Raw genomic sequence first — 22339 nt, 5'->3', positions numbered from 1 at the left:
TTGCTTGTGGCGAGGGGGCTTGCCCCCGTTGGGGCGCGAAGCGGCCCCTAAAAACAGACGCCACCTCGGTGTATCAGACAAACCGAGCGTGCCGGTTTTACGACTGCTTCGCAGCCGAACGGGGGCAAGCCCCCTCGCCACAACAGCCCCGGACCATCAGATCAATGACTGCCGCCAGCACAGGTCGGCGAGGCCGGGGCCGCGTCGATCTGTGCCCATTCTTGCGGTGTGTAGGTATGCAGCGCCAACGCATGGAACTCGCCCATCAGCTCGCCCAAAGTGCCGTACACCTTCTGGTGGCGCTTGACACGGTTGAGGCCTTCGAACTGCCGGCTCACCACCACAGCCTTGAAGTGGGTCTGCAACCCACGGCTGTGCATGTGGCTTTCATCCAGCACTTGCAGATGCTCGGGCTGTAGTAGCCCCAGCGTCGATTCGATGCGTTGTTGCATGGTCATCCCGAACTCCGCTTAAGGCTTTTTCTTGGCTGGAGCGGCCGCATCTTTGGGCGTCAGCTCGGCCGTCATGTCAGCCAGCAGTTTGTTGACCACAGGCACCGCGCTTTCCAGCTTGGCTTGAGTCATCTGGGCCGATTGCTGAGTCAGCTGTGGCATTTTTTCCAGGACTTTCTTGCCCAGTGGCGACTGGTAGAACGCAACCAGATCCTTGAGCTCGGATTCGCTGAAGTTGGTGGTGTAGAGCTTGACCATGTCCGGCTTCAGCTTGTTCCAGCCAATGGCTGCGTCCAGAGCGGCGTTGGCTTTGGCCTGGTAAGTTTCCAGCAAGGCTTTTTTCGATTCAGGGGCTTTGGTCTGTTCAAAGCGCTGAGCGAACATTTGCTGCACTTGCATGTACACCGGAGTGCCCAATTTGTCAGCGTGCGCCAGGGTCAGGAAAGCTTCGGCACTGGCGTTGTGGCTGGCGGTATCGGCAAAAACCTGGCCGCTGGCGCAAACCAGTGCAACCGCGGTACAGATGGCACGAAGACGAGTCATCGAGTTTCCTTTTCTAGCAGGCGAGGTAAAACCTCAAGGGTGACCATTCTGCACCTAAAAAAGTGTGTCGCTCAACCCCAAGCCCTGTCGCGCCTGATTTAGAGGGGTCGAACGGTCAAATTCCAGACTGATGGAACCACGACCGGCGATCACGGCCTAAACTGCGCTATCAGACCTACAGGAGTGTGCATGATGAGCCGTATCGAAACCGACAGTCTGGGTCAGGTAGAAGTCCCGGATGACGCTTACTGGGGCGCTCAGACGCAACGCTCGCTGATCAACTTCGCCATTGGCAACGAACGCATGCCGCTAGCGGTGCTGCACGCCCTGGCCCTGATCAAGAAAGCCGCGGCGCGCGTCAATGATCGCAATGGCGACCTGCCCGCCGACATCGCCCGCCTGATCGAACAGGCCGCCGACGAAGTACTCGACGGCGACCACGACGACCAGTTCCCGCTGGTGGTCTGGCAGACCGGCAGCGGCACCCAGAGCAACATGAACGTCAACGAAGTGATCGCCGGTCGCGCCAACGAACTGGCCGGCAACCCGCGCGGTGGCAAGACCCCGGTGCATCCCAACGATCACGTCAATCGCTCCCAGAGTTCCAACGACTGCTTCCCCACGGCCATGCACATCGCGACGGCGCAGGCGGTGCAGCAGCATCTGCTGCCGGCGATCAGTGAGTTGTCTGGCGGTTTGGCGGAGCTGTCCGCGCGGCACATGAAACTGGTCAAGACCGGTCGCACCCACATGATGGACGCGACGCCGATCACCTTCGGCCAGGAAATCTCGGCGTTCATCGCGCAACTCGATTACGCCGAACGGGCGATCCGCAGCGCGCTGCCGGCCGTCTGCGAACTGGCGCAGGGCGGCACTGCGGTCGGCACCGGGTTGAACTCGCCCCACGGTTTTGGCGAAGCAATCGCCGCCGAGTTGGCCGCCCTCTCCGGCCTGCCGTTCGTTACCGCTCATAACAAATTCGCCGCCCTGGCCGGTCACGAGCCGTTGGTCACCCTCTCTGGCGCATTGAAAACCCTCGCCGTGACCCTGATGAAAATTGCCAACGACCTGCGCCTGCTGGGCTCCGGACCACGTGCCGGGTTTGCCGAAGTGAAACTGCCGGCCAACGAACCGGGCAGTTCGATCATGCCCGGTAAGGTCAACCCGACCCAATGCGAAGCTCTGTCGATGCTGGCTTGTCAGGTATTGGGCAATGACGTCGCCATCGGTTTTGCGGCCAGTCAGGGACACCTGCAATTGAACGTGTTCAAACCGGTGATCATCCACAACCTGCTGCAATCGATCCGCTTGCTGGGCGATGGCTGCAGCAACTTCCAGCAGCATTGCATCGCCGGGCTGGAACCGGATGCGGAAAAAATGGCCGAGCATCTGGAACAAGGCTTGATGCTGGTGACGGCACTGAATCCGCACATCGGCTACGACAAGTCGGCGGAGATTGCCAAGAAGGCGTACAGCGAGGGGCTGACCCTGCGTGAGGCCGCGTTGAAGTTGGGGTATCTGACCAATGAACAGTTCGATGCGTGGGTGAGGCCGGAGAATATGCTGGAGGCGGGAGCCAAGGGCTGAGACTTGCGGTGGCTGACAGTCAGTCTTCGCGGGCAAGCCTCGCTCCTACAGATCATGTGTCGATCCTGAATATCGACGCAAATCCCGTAGGAGCGAGGCTTGCCCGCGAAGAACGATAACGCGGTCTACCGTGTGACTGCCATCCGCACCCGCCGAGCCCTGAGCCCGGCCATCAACGACGGCCCCAACGCCACCAGTGCCGATCCGAGCACCACCAGCACCGCCCCGCCATACCCCAGACCATTGATCTGCTCGGCCTGCACATACTCCGGCCATAACCAGGCGGCCATGGCCACGGCGGCAAAGGTCACCAGCGGCGTGATCGCCAGCGTTGCGCTGACCCGCGAGGCTTCCCAATGGGCCAGGGCTTCGGCGAAGGCGCCATAAGCGATCAGGGTGTTCAAACAGCACGCCAGTAGCAGCCAGCCTTGCAGCGGGCTCAATTGCAGCGCTTCCAGCGGATGCACCCATGGCGTCAGCAACAACGCGCAGAACAGGTAAATCACCATCATCACCTGCAACGAATTCCACACCGTGAGCAATTGCTTCTGGCCCAAGGCATAGAAGGTCCAGACCGTGGACGCCAACAACACCATCAGCACACCCGCGGTGTAATCGGTCAGGGAGGTGAGCAACTCACTCAAGCGCTGATTGAAAAACAGCGCAAAGCCGATCAGCAGCACCAACAGGCCAATCCCCTGCCCCACGCTGAACCGCTCCTTGAATACGAACAGACTGGCGATCAGCAACATGATCGGGCCCATCTGCACCACCAGTTGCGCGGTGCCGGGGCTGAGCAGGTTCAGGCCCATCAGGTACAGCACGTAGTTGCCGACCAGGCCGAGTACCGCCATCAACACCAGCCAGCCACCGCGTGGGCCGAGGGCTTTGTGACTCGGCAGGCGTTTTGTCGCCGCCAGATACACGAACAGGCAACCGCCGGACACCAATAGGCGAAACCAGGTCACCGTCACCGGGTCCATCACCAGCAGTACTTGCTTGAGCTTGATCGGCAAGACTCCCCACAGCAACGCGGTCAGCAAGGCCAGGAACAAACCGTACACCCAGCGACCCGATGAAATATGCATGCTGACCCCGAAGCCCGTTGGCGAAACGGTCATTCTAGGCTCAGACCGGGGCACGACACAGGGACAGTTGCCGACGGGCCGCGAATGAAACTGTGCAGGTCGCATCATCAACTTGGCGCAATGCCGTCGATCAGCTGACCAGGCGCGGCAAGTGGTTCATGCATAAGCTCATTGAACCTGACAACAGTAAACATCCGCAGGAGAACGCCATGTACGGCATGCGCGCTGAGGACAACGCCCCCGCCACCCACTTTCGTTGCGACCGGTTGTGTCGTGTGAATGGGGAGTTGTACTTCACCACCCGGGAACAGACGCTGGAGGGGCCGTTCGATAACGCGGCGACGGCTGAGAAAGAGATTCAGGCTTATATCGAGCGGATGCAGTTTTTGCGGATGAACTCGTAAATCGCATCGCCTGCATCGCGGGCAAGCCCGCTCCCACAGGGTTTGTGGCGTTCGCCGTATTTGTGATCGCCGCTAAACACTGTGGGAGTGGGCTTGCCCGCGATAGCAATGCAACAGTCACTACATAACCAGAATACTTACCGCACCGCCTCAAACAACCCCGTAGCCCCCATCCCGCCCCCCACGCACATGGTGACGATGCCGTAGCGCAGGTTACGCCGCTGCAGCTCACGCACGATGTGCCCGACCTGACGCGAACCGGTCATGCCGAACGGATGGCCAATGGAAATCGAACCGCCATTGACGTTGTACTTGTCGTTGTCGATTTCCAGCCGATTACGGCTGTACAGGCATTGCGAGGCGAACGCTTCGTTGAGTTCCCACAGATCAATGTCGGCAATCTGCAACCCCTTGGCCTTGAGCAGCTTCGGCACCGAGAACACCGGGCCGATGCCCATTTCGTCCGGCTGGCACCCGGCCACGGCGAAACCGCGAAACAAGGCTTTGGGCTTGAGTCCCAGCGCCAGGGCTTTTTCCAGGCTCATCACCAGGGTCATCGAAGCGCCATCGGACAGTTGCGACGAGTTGCCGGCGGTCACCGAGCCGTCTTCGGCAAACACCGGCTTCAACCCGGCCAGGCTTTGCAGCGTGGTGTCGGGGCGGTTGCAGTCGTCGTGGTCAACGATGCCGTCGAGGATTTGCACCTGACCGGTGGCCTTGTCTTCAACGCGATACTTCACCGCCATCGGCACGATTTCATCGTTGAACAAGCCGGCGGCCTGCGCCAGAGCAGTACGTTGCTGGCTTTGCAGGGCGTAAAGATCCTGTTCTTCGCGGCTGACGTTGTAACGACGCGCGACGATTTCAGCGGTCTGGCCCATGGGGAAATAGATGCCCGGCACCTGCTCTTTCAGCAGCGGGTTGATCAGGTTGTCGGTGTTGACGCTTTTCATGGTCAGGCTGATCGACTCGACACCGCCGGCGACGATGATGTCACTGCACCCCGAGGCGATCTGGTTGGCGGCAATGGCGATGGCCTGCAAGCCCGACGAACAAAAACGGTTAAGGGTCATGCCACCCGTGCCGATGCCCAGATGCGACAGCACCGCGACGTTGCGACCGATGTTGAAGCCCTGGGCGCCTTCGTTGGAGCCGGCGCCGACGATGCAATCCTCGACGCTGGACGGGTCGACGTCATTGCGTGTGAGCAGCGCGTTTACACAGTGGGCCGCCATGTCGTCCGGACGGGTCATGTTGAACTTGCCGCGAAAGGATTTGGCCAGGCCGGTCCGCACGCTGTCGACGATCACCACTTCACGCATGGCATACACCTCATTGTTGTTGTCAGTCAGGAGTTAGGCCGAGCATAAGCCTCACTCATTACCGACCGCGACAATCATTCACCTCGCGTATGCGCAACCATCGGTTCAGCGCTTGCGTTTTTGCAGCTTCTTCTCGCGCTTGTCGGACTTTTCGAACGCTTCCTCCAGCGCCTGGTTGAGGGTGCGCAGGACCTTGACCCGCGCCCAGCGCTTGTCATTGGCTTCCACCAACGTCCAGGGCGATACCTCGGTGCTGGTGCGATCGACCATATCGCCGACGGCGGTGCGGTAGTCGTCCCATTTGTCGCGATTGCGCCAGTCGTCTTCAGTAATCTTGAAGCGTTTGAAGGGGATCTCTTCGCGCTCCTGGAAGCGCTCCAGTTGGGTCTGCTTGTCGATGGCCAGCCAGAACTTGACCACGATCACTCCGGCATCGCCGATCTGCTCTTCGAAGTCGTTGATCTCACTGTAGGCGCGCAACCAATCCGCCTTGCTGCAATAACCTTCAATGCGCTCCACCAACACCCGGCCGTACCAGGAGCGGTCGAACACAGTGAATTTGCCCCGCGCCGGAATATGCCGCCAGAACCGCCAGAGGTAAGGCTGCGCCCGTTCTTCCTCGGTGGGCGCGGCGATCGGCACGATGTTGTACTGGCGTGGATCGAGCGCCGCGGCCACTCGACGAATCGCCCCGCCCTTGCCGGCCGCATCGTTGCCTTCGAACACCGCGATCAAGGCGTGGCGACGCATGCGTTTGTCGCGCATCAGCCCGGAAAACCGTGCCTGTTCGGTAATCAGCTGTTCTTCGTAATCGTCCTTGTCCAGGCTCAGGGTCATGTCCAGGCTATCGAGCAAATTCACCTGATCGACGCTGGGGGACAAGGGCGCGGCACTGACTTTGTCCGGGTGAATTCTGGGTCGCTTCAGCGCGCTTTGCAGGCCGTCGAGCAAGATCTTGCCGACCGCCAGGCTCCGATAATGCGCATCCACGCCGGCGATCACATGCCACGGCGCATAGTCGCGACTGGTGCGGCGCAGCACCCGTTCGCCGTACTTGACGAATTTGTCGTAGGTCTCGGATTGTTGCCAGTCGAGCGGGCTGATGCGCCAACTGTGCAACGGGTCGTCGGCCAGCGCTTTGAGCCGCGCTTTCATTTGTTTTTTGGAGAGGTGAAACCAGAATTTGAAGATCAGCGCGCCTTCGTCGCACAGCATTTTCTCCAACCGCTCGGCCCCGTTGATGCTTTGATCGAGTCGCGGATCCTTGAACAAGCCATGAACCCGTCCTTGCAGCATCTGGCTATACCAGTTACCGAAGAAAATCCCCATGCGGCCCTTGGCCGGGAGCATCCGCCAGTAGCGCCACGCCGGCGGTCGCGCCAGCTCTTCGTCGGTCTGCTGGTCGAAGGTGCGGACCTCGATCAGACGCGGGTCCATCCATTCATTGAGCAATTTGACCGTCTCGCCCTTGCCCGCCCCTTCGATGCCGTTGATCAAAATGATCACCGGAAAGCGGTGTTGCTGCCGAAGTTCGAACTGCGCTTCGAGCAAGGCTTCACGCAGGGCCGGCACTTCGGCGTCATAGGTTTCTTTGTCGATGGCATGACCGATTTCGGCGGATTCGAACATATGGCAGCTCCTTCCAGGATTGAGCAAGACTAGCGGATTGACTACCCATGTGTAGGACAAATCAATCTTTGAAGCGGATACAACCCCCTGTGGCGAGGGAGCTTGCTCCCGCTGGACGGCGAAGCCGTCCCGACATCGGCAACCCCGCACTCCAGTGGTACATAGGCAACCAGCTTGCGGCTGCTTCGCACCCGAGCGGGAGCAAGCTCCCTCGCCACAAAAGCGACGATTTTCCCTGACACACCCAATGTGGCACTTGCCATGGATCAAGCACGGCCACGGCGATCGGCTAGAATGGCCGCCTTGCCGTTGCCGAGCCTGCCATGAAACCTGTATTGCCCCACGCCCAGCTCGACTGGGACGACCAAGGTCGCCCGCATTCGCGGGTGTTCGATGATGTGTATTTTTCCGACCTGTCGGGCCTTGAAGAAACCCGTTATGTGTTTCTGGAGCAAAACGATTTGCGCGAGCGCTTCGCCGCATTGCCGGCAAGCGGTCGACTGGTGATTGGCGAAACCGGTTTTGGCACCGGGTTGAATTTTCTCTGTGCCTGGCAGTTGTTCGAACAGCACGCGGTGGCTGGCGCGCGGCTGCATTTTGTCAGCGTCGAAAAGTACCCGCTGAGCGCTTCCGACCTGCAACGGGCCCTGGCGTTATGGCCGCAGCTCAAGCCGTTTGCCGATCAACTGCTGGCGCAATATGTGGCCATTCATCAAGGCTTTCAGCGCCTGGTGCTGGGCAACGGCCGCGTCACCCTGACCCTGCTGATCGGCGATGCGCTGGAGCAATTGCCACACCTGGATGCGCAGATCGACGCCTGGTTTCTCGACGGTTTCGCCCCGGCGAAAAACCCCGATATGTGGACCGCCGAGTTGTTTGCCGAACTGGCGCGCCTGGCGGCACCCGGCTCGACCATCAGCACCTTCACCAGTACCGGCTGGGTGCGCCGCCTGCTGAACGCGGCGGGCTTCAAGATGAAACGCACGCCCGGCATCGGCCACAAGTGGGAAATCCTGCGGGGTACGTTCCTCGGCTGGCCTGAAGACACAGCACCGCCGGCCGTGGCCAAACCATGGTTCGCTCGCCCACAACCACTGACCGGCGAACGCCGCGCCCTGGTGATCGGCGCCGGGCTGGCCGGCTGTGCCAGCGCCGCCAGCCTCGCCGCACGGGGTTGGCAGGTGAGCCTGCTGGAGCGCCACGAAGCATTGGCGCAGGAAGCCTCGGGCAATCCTCAGGGCGTGCTGTACCTCAAGCTTTCGGCCCATGGCACGGCGTTGTCGCAATTGATCGTCAGCGGTTTTGGCTACACCCGGCGTCTGCTGGAACAGCTGCAGCGTGGCGTCGACTGGGACGATTGCGGGGTCTTGCAACTGGCTTTCAACGCCAAGGAGGCCGAGCGTCAAGTGCAATTGGCCGCAGCCTTTTCGCCAGACCTGGTAGACCTGCTCGACCAACCCCAAGCACAGGCCCGGGCCGGCATCGAACTGGAGCACGGCGGTTTGTTCTTCCCTAAAGGCGGCTGGGTTCATCCGCCCGCGTTGTGCCAGTGGCAAGCGTCCTCGGCGAATATCCAGTGGCTGCCCCATCGCGAGGTACTGGAACTGCGCAAGGTCGACGATCAGTGGCAGGCCTGGGACGGCGATGCACTGCTGGCCAGCGCGCCCGTGGTGATTCTGGCCGGCGCCGCCGAGATCAAGCGTTTTCCATACAGCGCCGACCTGCCCCTCAAACGCATTCGCGGCCAGATCACCCGACTGGCGCAAACCCCTGAAAGCCAGAGCCTGGCGACCGTGGTCTGCGCCGAAGGTTATGTGGCACCCGCGCGTCTGGGCGAACACACCCTCGGCGCCAGCTTCGATTTCAAAAGCGATGACCTGGCTCCGACGGTCGCCGAACACCTTGGCAACCTGGCGTTGCTCGAGGAGATTTCCGCTGACCTGGTCACCCGTCTGCATGTGCAAGACCTGGACCCGCAGCAGCTTGAAGGGCGTGCGGCCTTCCGCTGCACCAGCCCGGATTACCTGCCGATCGTCGGACCACTGGCCGAACAGGCCGCCTTCGCCGATGCCTATGCCGCGCTAAGCAAAGATGCCCGGCAAGTGCCGGATATTCCCTGCCCGTGGCTCGATGGGCTTTACATCAACAGCGGTCACGGCTCTCGTGGCTTGATCACCGCGCCATTGTCTGGCGAGCTATTGGCCGCATGGCTTGAAAACGAGCCCCTGCCCTTGCCCAGAACCGTGGCCGAAGCCTGCCATCCCAACCGTTTTGCCTTGCGCCAATTGATCCGCGGAAAAGCCTGACGCGCAGCCTTATAACTCATCGGTCTAAAACTCCAGGGGTTCAGCTGGGTCAGTTTCCGGGTACCCGCCGTTTTTGGCGAGGTATCGATTGACCCTCCCCAACGGAAAAACCGGTAAGGACTTATGTGCGGATTAGCTGGAGAATTACGTTTCGACCATCAACCTGCGGACCTCGCAGCCATTGAACGAATCACCCATCACCTGGCCCCTCGCGGCCCTGACGCATGGGGTTTCCACAGCCAGGGGCCGATTGCCCTGGGCCATCGGCGCCTGAAAATCATGGACCTGTCGGACGGCTCGGCGCAGCCGATGATCGACAACCAACTGGGCCTGTCCCTGGCCTTCAACGGCGCGATCTACAACTTCCCGGAACTGCGAACCGAGCTGGAAAGCCTCGGCTACGCCTTCTACTCCGATGGCGACACCGAAGTGCTGCTCAAGGGTTATCACGCCTGGGGCGAAGCATTGCTGCCCAAGCTCAACGGCATGTTCGCCTTCGCCATCTGGGAGCGCGACGCCCAGCGTCTGTTCATCGCCCGCGACCGTCTCGGCGTGAAGCCGCTGTACCTGTCGCGCACCGGCCAGCGCCTGCGCTTTGCCTCGGCCCTGCCGGCATTGCTCAAGGGCGGCGACATCAACCCGATTCTCGATCCGGTGGCGCTCAATCATTACCTGAACTTCCACGCAGTGGTTCCGGCCCCACGCACCTTGCTGGCGGGCATCGAAAAACTGCCCCCGGCGAGCTGGATGCGCATCGAAGCGGACGGCACCACCGAGCAGAAAACCTGGTGGACCCTGCCCTACGGCCCACACGCCGACGAACTGAATCTGACCCTCGAAGACTGGCGCGACCGTGTGCTCGACAGCACCCGTGAAGCGGTGGCCATCCGTCAACGAGCGGCGGTGGATGTTGGTGTGCTGCTGTCCGGTGGCGTCGATTCGAGTCTGTTGGTGGGGTTGTTACGCGAAGTCGGCGTCGAAGACTTGTCGACCTTTTCCATCGGTTTTCAGGATGCCGGCGGCGAGCGCGGTGACGAGTTCCAGTACTCGGACCTGATCGCCAAACACTACGGCACGCAGCACCATCAACTGCGCATCGACGAAAAAGAGATCATCGAGCAACTGCCTGCGGCGTTCCGCGCCATGAGCGAGCCAATGGTCAGCCATGACTGCATCGCCTTCTACCTGCTGTCGCGTGAAGTGGCCAGGCACTGCAAGGTGGTGCAAAGCGGCCAGGGCGCGGACGAGTTGTTCGCCGGTTATCACTGGTATCCGCAGGTAGACGGCGCGAACGATCCGCTCGCAGCTTACCGCGATGCGTTTTTCGACTGCAGCTACGCCGACTACGCCGCCACGGTGCAGCCGAAATGGCTGACGGCCAACGACGCGGCCGGCGACTTCGTGAAGGAACATTTCGCCCAACCCGGCGCCGATGCTGCGGTGGACAAAGCCCTGCGCCTGGACAGCACCGTGATGCTGGTGGACGACCCGGTGAAACGGGTCGACAACATGACCATGGCCTGGGGCCTGGAAGCGCGTACGCCGTTTCTGGACTATCGCCTAGTGGAATTGTCGGCGCGGGTGCCGGGCAAATTCAAACTGCCGGATGGCGGCAAGCAAGTCCTGAAAGAAGCGGCACGATTGGTCATTCCGAGTGAAGTGATCGACCGCAAAAAGGGTTACTTCCCGGTCCCCGGCCTCAAGCATTTACAGGGCGATACGCTGAACTGGGTGCGCGAACTGCTGCTCGATCCAAGTCAGGATCGTGGCCTGTTCAACCCCGCCATGCTCGACCGCCTGCTGACCGATCCACAAGGTCAACTGACCCCGTTGCGCGGCTCCAGGCTGTGGCAACTGGCGGCCCTGAACCTGTGGCTCAGCGAACAAGGAATCTGATCGATGAAAACCCACGCCACGGCTTACAGCCAACGCTTGTTGCGCGGTCAGGCGCCCTCCTACGAACGCTTGCAGGCGCGCCTGGCCGAAGACGGCAGTGAATTGGGCGCCGCGCCGATTGCCGTACATTGCGGCTGGGGCCGGTTGCTGATCGGCCATACCTTTCCCGACGCGGCGAGCCTCGCCCAGGAGTTGCTCAATGAGCAGCCCGGCGAGCGGGACATCGCCTTGTACGTCGCCGCGCCCCAGCAAGTGCTGGGGCTGGAGCCGGCCCAGCTGTTTCTCGACCCGTCCGACACCTTGCGCCTGTGGTTCAGCGATTACCGCCAGGCCACCCGGGTGTTCCGTGGTTTCCGCATCCGCCGAGCGCAAAGCGAGGCGGACTGGCAGGCGATCAATCAGTTGTACCAGGCGCGCGGAATGCTGCCGATCGATGCACACTTGCTGACACCCCATCACCAGGGCGGCCCGGTTTACTGGCTGGCCGAAGATGAAGACAGCGGCGCAATCATCGGCAGCGTCATGGGCCTGAATCATCACAAGGCCTTCAACGACCCGGAAAACGGCAGCAGCCTGTGGTGCCTGGCGGTCGATCCACAATGTTCGCGCCCAGGCGTCGGTGAAGTGCTGGTGCGGCACCTGGTCGAACACTTCATGAGTCGGGGGCTGAGTTACCTGGACCTGTCAGTGCTGCACGACAACCGTCAGGCGAAAAGTCTTTACGCCAAGCTTGGCTTTCGCAATTTGTCGACATTCGCCATCAAGCGCAAGAACGGCATCAACCAACCCTTGTTTCTCGGTCCCGGCCCGCAAGCCGAGTTCAATCCCTATGCTCGAATCATCGTCGAGGAAGCTCATCGTCGCGGTATTGAAGTGCAGGTGGATGACGCCCAAGCGGGCCTGTTTACCTTGATTCACGGCAGTCGCCGGGTGCGTTGCCGCGAATCCCTGAGCGATCTGACGAGCGCCATCAGCATGACCTTGTGTCAGGACAAGAGCCTGACTCACAAGGTGCTGAAAAACGCCGGCCTTGAACTGCCAGCCCAACAACTGGCGGGGAGCCCGGACGACAATCTGGCGTTTCTCGACGAGCACCAACGGGTGGTGGTCAAACCGCTGAACGGTGAACAGGGCCAAGGGGTGGCGGTGGATTTACGCACCCTCGAAGAGGTCCGGCAGGCCATCGAAAACGCCCGCACATTCGACAGCCGAGTACTGCTGGAAAGCTTCCACGAAGGCTTAGACCTGCGGGTTCTGGTGATCGGTTTCGAGGTAGTCGCCGCCGCCATTCGCCGGCCGGCGGAAGTGGTGGGCGATGGTCAGCATTCCATCGGTGCGCTGATCGAGGCCCAGAGCCGTCGACGCCAGGCGGCGACCAGCGGTGAAAGCAAAATACCGCTGGACCACGAGACCCAGCGCACCTTGCAGGCGGCGGGTTATGACTACAGCAGCATTCTGCCGGCGGGTGAGCACTTGTTCGTGCGGCGCACGGCGAATCTTCATACCGGCGGCATTCTTGAGGATGTCACGGCGATTCTGCATCCGACCTTGGTGGATGCGGCAGTGCGTGCAGCGCGGGCGCTGGATATTCCAATGGTCGGGCTCGACCTGATGGTGCCGGCCGCCGACCAGCCGGAGTATGTGTTTATCGAAGCCAATGAACGCGCAGGCCTGGCCAACCATGAACCGCAACCGACGGCCGAGCGGTTTGTGGATTTGTTGTTTGCGCACAGTCAGCCGGTGGTTTGACATTGATGTGTCGGCTGTGCCATCGCCATCGCGAGCAGGCTCGCTCCCACATTTGACCGCATTCCCCTGTGGGAGCGAGCCTGCTCGCGATAGGGCCCTGACAGATCACACACTCTTTTCATCATCGAAACCATCGATGCTCTCAATCCATCAGGAGTTTCCATGACCCGCAAAATTCCCGAACCAGATCTCGATTACCTGCAAAAAGTCCTGCTGGAAATGCTCGCCATTCCCAGCCCGACCGGGTTCACCGACACCATCGTGCGTTACGTCGCCGAGCGTCTCGAGGAGCTGGGCATTCCCTTTGAAATGACCCGTCGCGGCACCCTCCGTGCCACCCTCAAGGGCAAGAAGAACAGCCCGGACCGCGCGGTCTCCGCACATTTGGACACCATTGGCGCCGCAGTTCGCGCAATCAAGGATAACGGTCGCCTGACCCTGGCGCCGGTCGGCTGCTGGTCCAGCCGTTTTGCCGAGGGTAGCCGCGTCAGCCTGTTCACCGACAACGGCGTGATCCGTGGCAGCGTGTTGCCGCTGATGGCTTCCGGGCACGCGTTCAACACCGCCGTGGACGAAATGCCGATCAGCTGGGATCACATCGAACTGCGCCTGGACGCCTATTGCGCCACCCGCGCCGATTGCGATTCGCTGGGGATCAGCGTCGGCGATTTCGTCGCCTTCGATCCATTGCCGGAGTTCACTGAAAGCGGCCACATCAGTGCCCGTCACCTCGATGACAAGGCCGGTGTCGCCGCATTGCTCGCATCGCTGAAAGCGATTGTCGACAGCGGCGAAGAGTTGATGATCGACTGCCATCCGCTGTTCACCATCACCGAAGAAACCGGCAGTGGCGCGGCGGCGGCTTTGCCTTGGGACGTCAGCGAATTCGTCGGCATCGACATCGCGCCGGTTGCGCCCGGCCAGCACTCCAGCGAACACGCGGTGAGCGTGGCGATGCAGGATTCCGGCGGGCCGTATGACTATCACCTGTCGCGGCACCTGCTGCGCCTGGCCAGCGACAATGAACTGCCGGCACGCCGGGATCTGTTCCGCTACTACTTCAGCGATACTCACTCGGCCGTCACCGCCGGCCACGACATTCGCACCGCCCTGCTGGCCTTCGGTTGCGACGCCACCCATGGCTATGAACGCACCCACATCGACAGCCTCGCCGCCCTCAGCCGCCTGCTCGGCGCCTACATCCTCAGCCCGCCGGTGTTCGCCAGCGATGCTCAGCCGGCCAAGGGCTCGCTGGACCGTTTCAGTCATCAGATCGAACACGAGACGCAGATGGAAAGCGATACCCGGGTGCCGTCGGTCGATAGTTTGCTCGGGCAGCGCGCAGACAACTGATATTTTGCCACCAGGAAAATCGCCATCGCGGGCTTGCCCGCGAAGGCGGTAGCTCAGCCAACACATCATTACCAGGCTAGCCGCAACCGCCCATTCGCCGTAGCATCGCGCCATTGTTTAGCCGAGGTGCCTATGCTGATTCCCTACGACCAACTTGAAGTCGACACACTGACCCGCCTGATCGAGGATTTCGTGACCCGTGACGGCACGGACAACGGCGATGACACTCCATTGGAAACCCGCGTCTTGCGTGTTCGTCAGGCATTGACCAAGGGCCAGGCGCTGATCGTCTTCGATCCGCAAAGCGAGCAATGCCAGTTGATGCTTAAACACGACGTGCCCAAGCACCTGTTCGACTGAAGCGCCTTAACGAGCCTTGGCTTTTGCCTGTTTGATCTGGATGCGCTCATAGACCTCGGCGCGATGTACGTTGACCTGCTGCGGCGCTTCAACGCCGAAGCGCACGCTCCCTCCGTTGACGGCGAGAACCCGCACGGAAATGTTGTCACCAATGGATATCAACTCGCCCACAACGCGACTGAGTACAAGCATGGCATTCGTCCTTCAGGATTACCGGCCCTTGAAGATGCCCGGCGCACGGCGGGTCTTCAATACAGCGGCGGCAAAACAGTCTCGCCCTACGGCGCAGAATGCAGCACCCTGACGGACGCGTCCGACAAATAGGCTGAATGTAGGACCAATCCTTCAGGAAGCGGTAAAGCGCGGGCCGAACAAGATGACACTCGCCCCGATCACACACAGCACCACGCCGATCCAGTCCGAGCCCAGTGGACGAATTCGCTCGACCACCGCCAGCCAACCGATCGAGGCGATAATGTAGATGCCACCGTAGGCGGCATAGGCGCGACCGGCATAGCTCGCTTCGACCCGGGTCAGCAGTAGCGCAAACAACGTCAGGCTGAGTAAGGCCGGGATAATCCACCACGCACTTTTGCCCTGGCGCAGCCACATCCAGAAGGCGAAGCAGCCGGCGATTTCGAACAGCGCGGCGAGTAAAAACCACAGGTAATTGAGCATGCAGACGTCTCGTTAGGATGACCGGTGGCGGCCACCCTAACGACGGTATTGCGCACGGGCAAGTTCAGCCTGCGTTTTGTTTGGCCTTGGCGCGCATTTTGTCGGCCATCACGGTCATTTCGTTGTAGAGCAATTGCGGGTTTTTCTGCTTCATCGCCCAGGCCATACGGCCCTGTTCGTGAGGCAGGATCAAGAATTCACCGGCAGCGACCTGCTGATAAATGTAATCGGCAATGTCGGCAGCGGTGATTGGCGAGCTTTCCAGCAATTTGCCAACCTGGGCTTTCATCGCCGGCGTCGGGCCGCGGAAGGAGTCCAGCAGATTGGTCTGGAAGAACGACGGGCAGACCACATGCACGCTGACTTCCTCGTGGGCCAGTTCGATCAACAGACTTTCGGACAACGCCACCACCCCCGCCTTGGCCACGTTGTAGTTGCTCATGGCCGGGCCTTGCATCAGCGCCGCCATCGAGGCGATGTTGATGATCTTGCCTTTGCTTTTCTCCAACAGCGGCAGGAAGGCCTTGCAGCCCTTGACCACTCCCATCAGGTTGATCGCGATCTGCCAGTCCCAGTCCTCCAGCGACAGTTCACTGAAGAACCCGCCCGAGGCCACACCGGCGTTGTTGACGATGACATCGATGCCGCCGAGTTTTTCTTCACAGGCTTGGGCGAAGGCCGTCAACTGGCTGTAGTCGCGCACATCGCAACGCTGGATGAAACCGTCGCCGCCGGCTTCGCGCACCAGTTTCAGGGTTTCTTGCAGGCCGGGCTCGCTGACATCCGACAAGGCCAGCTGCCAGCCTTCACGCGCCCAACGCAGCGCGATTTCGCGACCCAGGCCTGAGCCCGCGCCAGTGATCATCATGCGATTTTGCATAGCAAACAGCCTTGTTGTTCCGGGGAAGATGCAGCGAGTGTAGCGAAGGATAATGCGCGACCCACGCTCCATCAGAGTGCTGAATGGCCAACGATGAACCACGGCGCGGTCTGACTGTTTCAACTTCGATACGCAGTAAAAGAAATAAACGTGCTTTCCAAAAACATTAAAAAAAACCGGAATTTTTTTTCATACCCATGAGTCGGATTTTGTAAGCAGCTAGGATTAATACACGTCCTGCTGATGGCTAAAATGCCAAGTCAAATCCACACGCTTCCAACAAGGGAAATAGACATGGGCACAATTCTTATCGTTATTCTTATCCTGTTGCTGATAGGTGGTCTGCCGGTCTTCCCACACTCCAGAAGTTGGGGTTATGGTCCGTCCGGTATCATCGGCGTGGTGTTGGTGGTGCTGTTGATCCTGCTGCTGTTGGGCAAGATATAAAGGTTATACCCGCAAAAAAAGAGGCCCTCGAAAGGACCTCTTTTTTATTGCGTCGACGCTTAGTCCGGCTTGCCGTCAACCACACCGGCGGTGTTGTCGATCAGGCTCTTGGTGGCCGTCTGGATGAACGATTCGAGCTTCTGCTTGAGCGCCGCTTCGTCAGCCGATGCCGGGATTAATTCACCTTTCGGGTTGCCGCCCAGTTCGTATTGATACAACTTCGGCGGCATCTCTTTAGGCAGTACCAGCACGCGGTCCGCGGTGAGCAAGGCGACCGTCTGATCGCTGCCCGACGGCTTGATCACGCCGAAGCCCTTGTCGCCTTCCGGCAGGTTCAGCAAGTCGCGCCCCCAGCATTGTTGAATCACATCGCCACCGATGCGGCCCATGATGGTCGGCACGATGTCGATCTGGGTGCCTACGGTGTGGTCGACCTGACCGAATTTTTCCTGGATGCCCGGCCCGATCATCAGCATCGGGACGTTGAAGCGGCCCAGGTCCATTTCGGTGATTTGCTGTTCGTTGCCAAAACCATGGTCGCCGACGACCACGAACAGGGTTTCCTTGAAGTATGGCTCTTTGCGGGCCTTTTCAAAGAACTGACCCAACGCCCAGTCGGAGTAGCGCATGGCGGTCAAGTGTTCGTTGAGGCTGCCGCGATCGGTGACGCGCGCAACCGGCAGTGGTGTCGGCAAGGCGTACGGCGTGTGATTGGACAAGGTCTGCAGCAAGGCATAGAACGGCTTCTTGTCCTTGCCATCGCGAGCTTTCAACTCTTCCAGGCCACGGTTGAACATGTCCTGGTCAGACACGCCCCAGGTTGGATCGGAGAACACAGGGTTGACGAAGTCATTACGCCCGATGAAGTTGGTCATGCCCTGGTTGCTGAAGAAGCCTGACTGGTTGTCCCAGGCGAAGTCGCCGTTGTAGACGTACACATCGTCGTAGCCACGAGTACTGAGCAACTGCGGCAGGCCGGACAGTTTGTGGCTGCCTTCCGGGGTCTGCATCAGGTATTCGAAACCCGGCAGGTTCGGGAAGCAGGCCATGGTGGCGAACATGCCCTGGTGGGTATGGGTACCATTGGAGAAGAAACGGTCGAACAACAGGCCTTCTTTCGACAGTTTGTCGAAGTACGGCGTGATCTCGCCCGGACGTCCCAGAGCGCCTACCGAGTGGCCGGCGAAGCTTTCCATCAGGATCACCACCACGTTCTTGATCGGCAGTGTCTTGTTGGCATCGGGGGTGGAGTTGCGGCGCACCGCGGCGGTCTCGGGATCGACCAGCCTGTCAGCAGGAGTCAGCAACATATCGCGCACGGTCTGTTGGGCCAGAGGCTGTGGCAGTGTGGCTTTCCAGATGTTGTCGCGCTCTTCGGACATCCGGCTCTTGGCCGCCGCGATCAGCGACAGCGTGCCGTTGAGGCCCAGCTGGTTGGCGAAGTTCGAGTCGGTGGTGTAAACGTCACCCCAACGCAGCGGTGGGCCTTGACGCAAGGTACCGCGAGCCGCAACAACGCAGACCATCAGGCAGACCACGAACACCACGCCGCGCACATACCATGGAGCGACCTGGCGCGTGCCAATGCTGCCACCGCTGAACGGCCCGCGAGGACGCGTGGCGCGGTCGGCGCCCTTGAACGCAAGGGTCAGAATCAATGTGCCCAAGGCCCAGGCCAACAAGTAGCGAACCACCGGAAAACCGTACCAGAGCATGCTCATCACGGTTTTCGGGTCTTCTTTCACGTACTGGAAGACCAGGCCGTTGAGGCGCTGGTGGAATTCGCGGTAGAAATCCATCTCCATCAGGCCAAGGAACAGCGCGATGCTTGAGGCAACGGTCAGCCATAACCGGAAGAATCCGCGGGCAGCCATGGCCCGGGCGCTGAACAGGGCCAGCAGCAGCGGAATGCTGAGATAAACCACCAGGCGCAAATCGAAACGCAGGCCATTGGCGAACGCTTCCAGAAAGGTCGAAGCCGGTGTGTCGAGGATCATCGAGCTGTTGTAGACCAGCAGCGCCACGCGCAGCAGGCTGAACATGACCATCATGACCAGGGCACACAATAGCGTGTAGGCCAGATGCGATTTGACGGTCGGTTGCAGCAGGCGACTAGAAGCTCGCTGCTGACTCAGGGCGTCCGGGTTTGCCATGTCGTTTTAGGACCCATTGGAAGTTGAAGTTTCAAAAATACAGCGGCACCTTGCCCTCTGTTGGCCATCCTCGGCCCCGGGGCTTGCGCAGTGCGCAAATGTTGCACGATCAACCGCGGCAATGCCATTGATTACTGTCCGGCAGGCCCGACCGTCGCTTATAGCGCTGTGGGACAAGCGGCGTGGCGCAAAGTTGCGTGGCTGACGGGGTGCGGCGCGGGTGAATTGTCTTGGACGCTTTGTGAAAATTTCGTTCAACGCATATCCGGAAACAAAATAAAGCCACCGCGCCTCTGTAAAACGTAAACGCCCCGATCAAATCGGGGCGTTGTCGAACGGGCCGTATCAAAAGAATACGGGTTACTTCTCGGCGCGCTCTTTCAGCGCTTTGAGGGTATTGAACGGCGCATCGACCACAAACTTGTTGGCCAACCACGACGGCACGCTGCCGCCTGGATCGGTGTGGACCTGATACGTCACTTCGACTTGATCGCCTTTTGGCACCAGCTTCCAGAAACCCTTGACCTGGGCGACCCGTACAAAACCCTTTTCCTCAGGAATGTACTTCGGCTGCCCTTCCAGCTCACGCGTCAGGCTGCCATCAGCCCCATCAACGGTGGTGACATGTAACACCGAATCGCGAGCAGTGACCGGCCAAGGTGTATTGAACTGCGTATAGGTCCAGCTCTGGTTGCCTTCGTGCTTGAGCAGCTTCTGGGTCTTGCACTCGTGAATCCAGGCGCAGGCACCTGGAACGTCTTCCTGCAATGCACGCAGTTTGGCCATGGTGGTCTTCATGACGGTCACGCCACGGTAAGCCTTGTATTGGGAACCGGCCACCTCACTCAAGGACACCTTGATGCCGTCTTCGTCCTTGGCGGTTTTCCATTCTTCGGCCTGGGCCGTAGAAGCCAGCAAAACTGTCAAACCACACAGCACAGCCATACGATGCAGCGAACCCATAGTTTTTTTCCTTATTGTTGAAGTTCCGTACGTTGCCCCGTCACGCGGCCGTCATTTGCTCCCACCAGCCCAGCAATTTGATCGCTTCGTCCCGGCTGCCTCCGCAGACCTCGACATCGGCTTCAAATGCCGAACACACCGCAGGACGTTCAGGCTTGCCGAAAATGCTGCACAGGTTATCGACAGACAGTTGTACGCAACGCTCTCCGGCGGCCTTGCCATTGGGCATGCCAGGAATCGGCGAACTGATGGAAGGGGCAATGCAACAGGCGCCACAGCCTTCACGGCATTTCATGACGACAAGCTCCTCGCGACGGGCAATGTGTTAAAGGGACGGGGCACAGAGTAACCGCTAAAACGACTGTTTAAAATTACCTGAGCCGGGGTTTTTTCACTCAATCGAACGTGACTGACCAGTCTCCGACAAAGCGTCTGGTCTGCGGGTCACGAATGGAGAGGATTTACTGTTTGAACTCGAAATCCAGCGCCGCGCCCTCAACTTCCCGACGCTCTTCATTGCGCAACTGCAACTGCATTTCGTTGTTGAGCAGGCGACCGTTGAGCTGAAACGGACTGCTGCCGGCCTTGTCACCGAACATTTGTGGCAATACCGCATCGTGTCGGGGCAACGGTACCGTGCCGACCGGTTTGAGTTTTTCGACCATTTCCTGAGGCAAGCTCAAGTCCAGATTGGCAGGAGGAAGTCTGGTTTTCACCACTTCACTGGCCGGTTTCGATTTGGAGGCAATGGGCGAACGCTTTTTCACCGGCGCAGCCTTCTTTTTTACCGGAGCGGCTTTTTTCACCGGCGCCGGTTGTTTCGCGGTGGTACTGGCTGTCGGTTTTTCCTGAACGGAAGCCGCCATGACGCCTTGCGCGTGACAGGTCATCAACAGGCAGATCAACAACCAGGCGGCAGGAAAAATCGGCTTCATGGACCCAACGGCACGAACGGCAGAGAGCCATATGCTCGCCTGTTGGAGACGACAAGACAAGCGGGCAGTTCACAACGGCCCGGCCGGTCAAAAGCCGCTCGCCGTCTCCTGACAAAGTTGCGTCGCCAGCAAGCCCAATGTCATCAATGCGCGCTCGGCTTCGCGGTTCCACGGGATGCCACAGTTCAAACGAATACAGTGATTGAACTGCTCGGTGTTACTGAAAATCAGCCCCGGCGCGATGCTGATGCCCTGCTGCAATGCACGCACATGCAGTTCCTGCGTGTTGACCCGGCCGGGCAGACTGACCCACAAAATGAAACCGCCAGTGGGCCGGGTCATCTGCGTGCCCTCCGGGAAGTACTGCTGCACGCCCAGCTGGAAAGCGCTGAGGTTCTTGCGGTACTCCTGACGAATGTAACGTAAATGCCGATCGTAACCACCGTTCTCCAGGTAAGCCGCTATGCCCATTTGCGTAACGCTGCAGGCCGAATGCGTGCTGAACGTCTGCAAGCGCTGGATTTCCTGCTGGTACTTGCCAGCAATCATCCAGCCGATCCGCACACCGGGCGACAGGGTTTTGGAGAAGCTGGAGCAATAGATCACCCGATCCAGCCGGTCATAGGCCTTGAGTGACTTGGTGCGGCCCTGTTCGAACATCAGCTCGCCGTAAATATCGTCTTCGACCACCTGGATATCGAAATCCGAGGCCAGGCGCAGCAGTTGTTTCTGCCGCTCTTCGGGCATGGTGCCGCCCAAGGGGTTGCTCAGGCGCGTTGTCAGCACCAGTGCCTTGATCGACCACTGATTGGCTGCCAGTTGCAGGGCTTCGAGGCTCATGCCGGTGGCCGGGTCGCTGGGAATCTCGATGACTTTGAGCCCCAGCAGGTCGGCCAGCTGCAGCAAACCGTAATAGGTCGGCGACTCGGCGGCGATCAGATCGCCCGGCCGGGTCAGCACGCGCAAAGACATCTGCAATGCATCGACGCAGCCGTGGGTGATCACCACTTCCGACGGGTCGACCACCACGCCGGCATCGCGCATGCGGATCGCCACTTGCCGACGCAACGGCTCGAAACCGGGGCTGAACATGTAGCTGAACGCCCGCGGGCTATGAAAACGGGTGACTTTGGCCAGTTGCTGGTGAAGTGCCCGCACCGGCAGATAATCGACGCTCGGCACGGCCGCGCCCAACGGAAAAACACCTTCGCGGCGCGATTCGACCAGTACTTGCTGAATGATACTGCTGCGGGTGACCAGGCCGGGGCGCTCGACCCGCGCAATGTCCGGGGTTGGCGCCGTCAGGGCGGGCGTCTGGTGCACGTAGTACCCGGATTGCGGCCGGGCACGGATCAGCCCCTGATCCTCAAGGTTGGCGTAGGCCTGCAACACCGTTGCATGGCTGACGTTGAGCTGCGAGCTCATCTTGCGCACCGAAGGCACGCGCTCCCCCGGTTGATAGACACCCCGACGGATGTCTTCTGCCAGTTGCTGAGCAATTCGTTGATAGAGCAAGAGATTGGTCATGACGCAGCACTCGATTTCACGGGCATTTTATTCTTGTGTGAAACAATACCGGAACAGTTTAGAAGTG

21 protein-coding genes are annotated in these 22339 nt (G+C 60.1%); 8 read left to right on the top strand and 13 right to left on the bottom strand.

Annotated features, from left to right (window positions below):
* Positions 1–161: 161 nt before the first annotated feature.
* Both ACZ9BB_RS03260 and ACZ9BB_RS03255 read right to left on the bottom strand, forming a co-directional pair.
* A complete protein-coding gene (locus ACZ9BB_RS03260) occupies positions 162–458 on the bottom strand; it encodes a BolA family protein (protein WP_476212514.1) in 297 nt (98 codons plus the stop codon).
* A gap of 12 nt (positions 459–470) precedes the next feature.
* Entirely contained in the window at positions 471–995 is a 525-nt protein-coding gene (locus ACZ9BB_RS03255) for a DUF2059 domain-containing protein (RefSeq protein ID WP_223483719.1), read from the bottom strand.
* 192 nt (positions 996–1187) lie between these two features.
* On the opposite strand from ACZ9BB_RS03255, the gene ACZ9BB_RS03250 reads away from it, so the two are divergent.
* Positions 1188–2582 carry a class II fumarate hydratase gene (locus ACZ9BB_RS03250; RefSeq protein WP_476212513.1) on the top strand — a complete coding sequence of 465 codons (1395 nt, stop codon included), beginning with the start codon at positions 1188–1190 and terminating at the stop codon, positions 2580–2582.
* 125 nt (positions 2583–2707) lie between these two features.
* On the opposite strand, the gene ACZ9BB_RS03245 is transcribed toward ACZ9BB_RS03250, so the two are convergent.
* Positions 2708–3670 carry a DMT family transporter gene (locus ACZ9BB_RS03245; RefSeq protein ID WP_476212512.1) on the bottom strand — a complete coding sequence of 321 codons (963 nt, stop codon included), beginning with the start codon at positions 3668–3670 and terminating at the stop codon, positions 2708–2710.
* Positions 3671–3879: 209 nt separating this feature from the next.
* Here ACZ9BB_RS03245 and ACZ9BB_RS03240 point away from each other — a divergent pair, with 209 nt between their 5' ends.
* Positions 3880–4074 (top strand): DUF6316 family protein, encoded by a 195-nt coding sequence (locus tag ACZ9BB_RS03240; RefSeq protein ID WP_476212511.1) that lies wholly within the window; start codon positions 3880–3882, stop codon positions 4072–4074.
* Positions 4075–4211: 137 nt separating this feature from the next.
* Here the strand turns inward: ACZ9BB_RS03240 and ACZ9BB_RS03235 are convergent, their stop codons facing one another.
* Positions 4212–5396 carry a thiolase family protein gene (locus ACZ9BB_RS03235; protein WP_476212510.1) on the bottom strand — a complete coding sequence of 395 codons (1185 nt, stop codon included), beginning with the start codon at positions 5394–5396 and terminating at the stop codon, positions 4212–4214.
* A gap of 105 nt (positions 5397–5501) precedes the next feature.
* Positions 5502–7025 (bottom strand): polyphosphate:AMP phosphotransferase, encoded by a 1524-nt coding sequence (pap, locus tag ACZ9BB_RS03230; protein WP_476212509.1) that lies wholly within the window; start codon positions 7023–7025, stop codon positions 5502–5504.
* A gap of 323 nt (positions 7026–7348) precedes the next feature.
* Between pap and mnmC the strand changes: the two genes are divergently transcribed.
* The 5 genes from mnmC (at position 7349) to ACZ9BB_RS03205 (ending at position 14689) form a co-directional block, all read left to right on the top strand.
* Complete coding sequence (gene mnmC / locus ACZ9BB_RS03225) at positions 7349–9331, top strand: bifunctional tRNA (5-methylaminomethyl-2-thiouridine)(34)-methyltransferase MnmC2/FAD-dependent 5-carboxymethylaminomethyl-2-thiouridine(34) oxidoreductase MnmC1 (protein WP_476212508.1); 1983 nt, start codon at positions 7349–7351, stop codon at positions 9329–9331.
* A gap of 123 nt (positions 9332–9454) precedes the next feature.
* On the top strand, positions 9455–11227 hold the full coding sequence (locus ACZ9BB_RS03220; protein WP_476212507.1) for an N-acetylglutaminylglutamine amidotransferase: 1773 nt from the start codon (positions 9455–9457) through the stop codon (positions 11225–11227).
* Between the two features lie 3 nt (positions 11228–11230).
* Positions 11231–12976 (top strand): N-acetylglutaminylglutamine synthetase, encoded by a 1746-nt coding sequence (gene ngg / locus ACZ9BB_RS03215; protein WP_476212506.1) that lies wholly within the window; start codon positions 11231–11233, stop codon positions 12974–12976.
* Between the two features lie 162 nt (positions 12977–13138).
* Positions 13139–14329, top strand: a complete 1191-nt coding sequence (locus ACZ9BB_RS03210) for an osmoprotectant NAGGN system M42 family peptidase (protein WP_476212505.1) — start codon at positions 13139–13141, stop codon at positions 14327–14329.
* 132 nt (positions 14330–14461) lie between these two features.
* The gene (locus tag ACZ9BB_RS03205; protein ID WP_476212504.1) at positions 14462–14689 is read left to right on the top strand and encodes a YheU family protein; all 228 of its coding nucleotides are present in this window, start codon (positions 14462–14464) and stop codon (positions 14687–14689) included.
* A gap of 6 nt (positions 14690–14695) precedes the next feature.
* On the opposite strand, the gene csrA is transcribed toward ACZ9BB_RS03205, so the two are convergent.
* The 3 genes from csrA to ACZ9BB_RS03190 all read right to left on the bottom strand — a co-directional run bounded on the left by csrA (position 14696) and on the right by ACZ9BB_RS03190 (position 16247).
* Entirely contained in the window at positions 14696–14881 is a 186-nt protein-coding gene (gene csrA / locus ACZ9BB_RS03200) for a carbon storage regulator CsrA (protein ID WP_476212503.1), read from the bottom strand.
* A 153-nt stretch (positions 14882–15034) separates the two neighbouring features.
* Positions 15035–15367 carry a YnfA family protein gene (locus ACZ9BB_RS03195; RefSeq protein ID WP_476212502.1) on the bottom strand — a complete coding sequence of 111 codons (333 nt, stop codon included), beginning with the start codon at positions 15365–15367 and terminating at the stop codon, positions 15035–15037.
* 64 nt (positions 15368–15431) lie between these two features.
* Complete coding sequence (locus ACZ9BB_RS03190; RefSeq protein ID WP_476212501.1) at positions 15432–16247, bottom strand: SDR family oxidoreductase; 816 nt, start codon at positions 16245–16247, stop codon at positions 15432–15434.
* Positions 16248–16535: 288 nt separating this feature from the next.
* Between ACZ9BB_RS03190 and ACZ9BB_RS03185 the strand changes: the two genes are divergently transcribed.
* Positions 16536–16694 carry a DUF3309 family protein gene (locus ACZ9BB_RS03185; protein WP_172901242.1) on the top strand — a complete coding sequence of 53 codons (159 nt, stop codon included), beginning with the start codon at positions 16536–16538 and terminating at the stop codon, positions 16692–16694.
* Between the two features lie 59 nt (positions 16695–16753).
* Here the strand turns inward: ACZ9BB_RS03185 and ACZ9BB_RS03180 are convergent, their stop codons facing one another.
* The 5 genes from ACZ9BB_RS03180 to ACZ9BB_RS03160 form a co-directional block, all read right to left on the bottom strand.
* Positions 16754–18847: an LTA synthase family protein gene (locus ACZ9BB_RS03180; RefSeq protein WP_476212500.1), complete on the bottom strand. Its 2094-nt coding sequence runs from the start codon at positions 18845–18847 to the stop codon at positions 16754–16756.
* Positions 18848–19207: 360 nt separating this feature from the next.
* Positions 19208–19810, bottom strand: coding sequence for an START domain-containing protein (locus ACZ9BB_RS03175; RefSeq protein WP_476212499.1), 603 nt, complete (start codon positions 19808–19810; stop codon positions 19208–19210).
* Positions 19811–19850: 40 nt separating this feature from the next.
* A complete protein-coding gene (locus ACZ9BB_RS03170) occupies positions 19851–20105 on the bottom strand; it encodes a YkgJ family cysteine cluster protein (protein ID WP_476212498.1) in 255 nt (84 codons plus the stop codon).
* Between the two features lie 166 nt (positions 20106–20271).
* Positions 20272–20745 (bottom strand): translation initiation factor 2, encoded by a 474-nt coding sequence (locus tag ACZ9BB_RS03165; RefSeq protein WP_476212497.1) that lies wholly within the window; start codon positions 20743–20745, stop codon positions 20272–20274.
* Between the two features lie 87 nt (positions 20746–20832).
* Positions 20833–22272: an aminotransferase-like domain-containing protein gene (locus ACZ9BB_RS03160; RefSeq protein ID WP_258699662.1), complete on the bottom strand. Its 1440-nt coding sequence runs from the start codon at positions 22270–22272 to the stop codon at positions 20833–20835.
* Positions 22273–22339 lie beyond the last annotated feature (67 nt).

The sequence above is a fragment of the Pseudomonas sp. TE3552 genome (genome assembly GCF_056278945.1).
The sequence above is the reverse complement of the archived record's forward strand: the minus strand, read 5'-3'. Positions and strand labels throughout refer to the sequence as shown.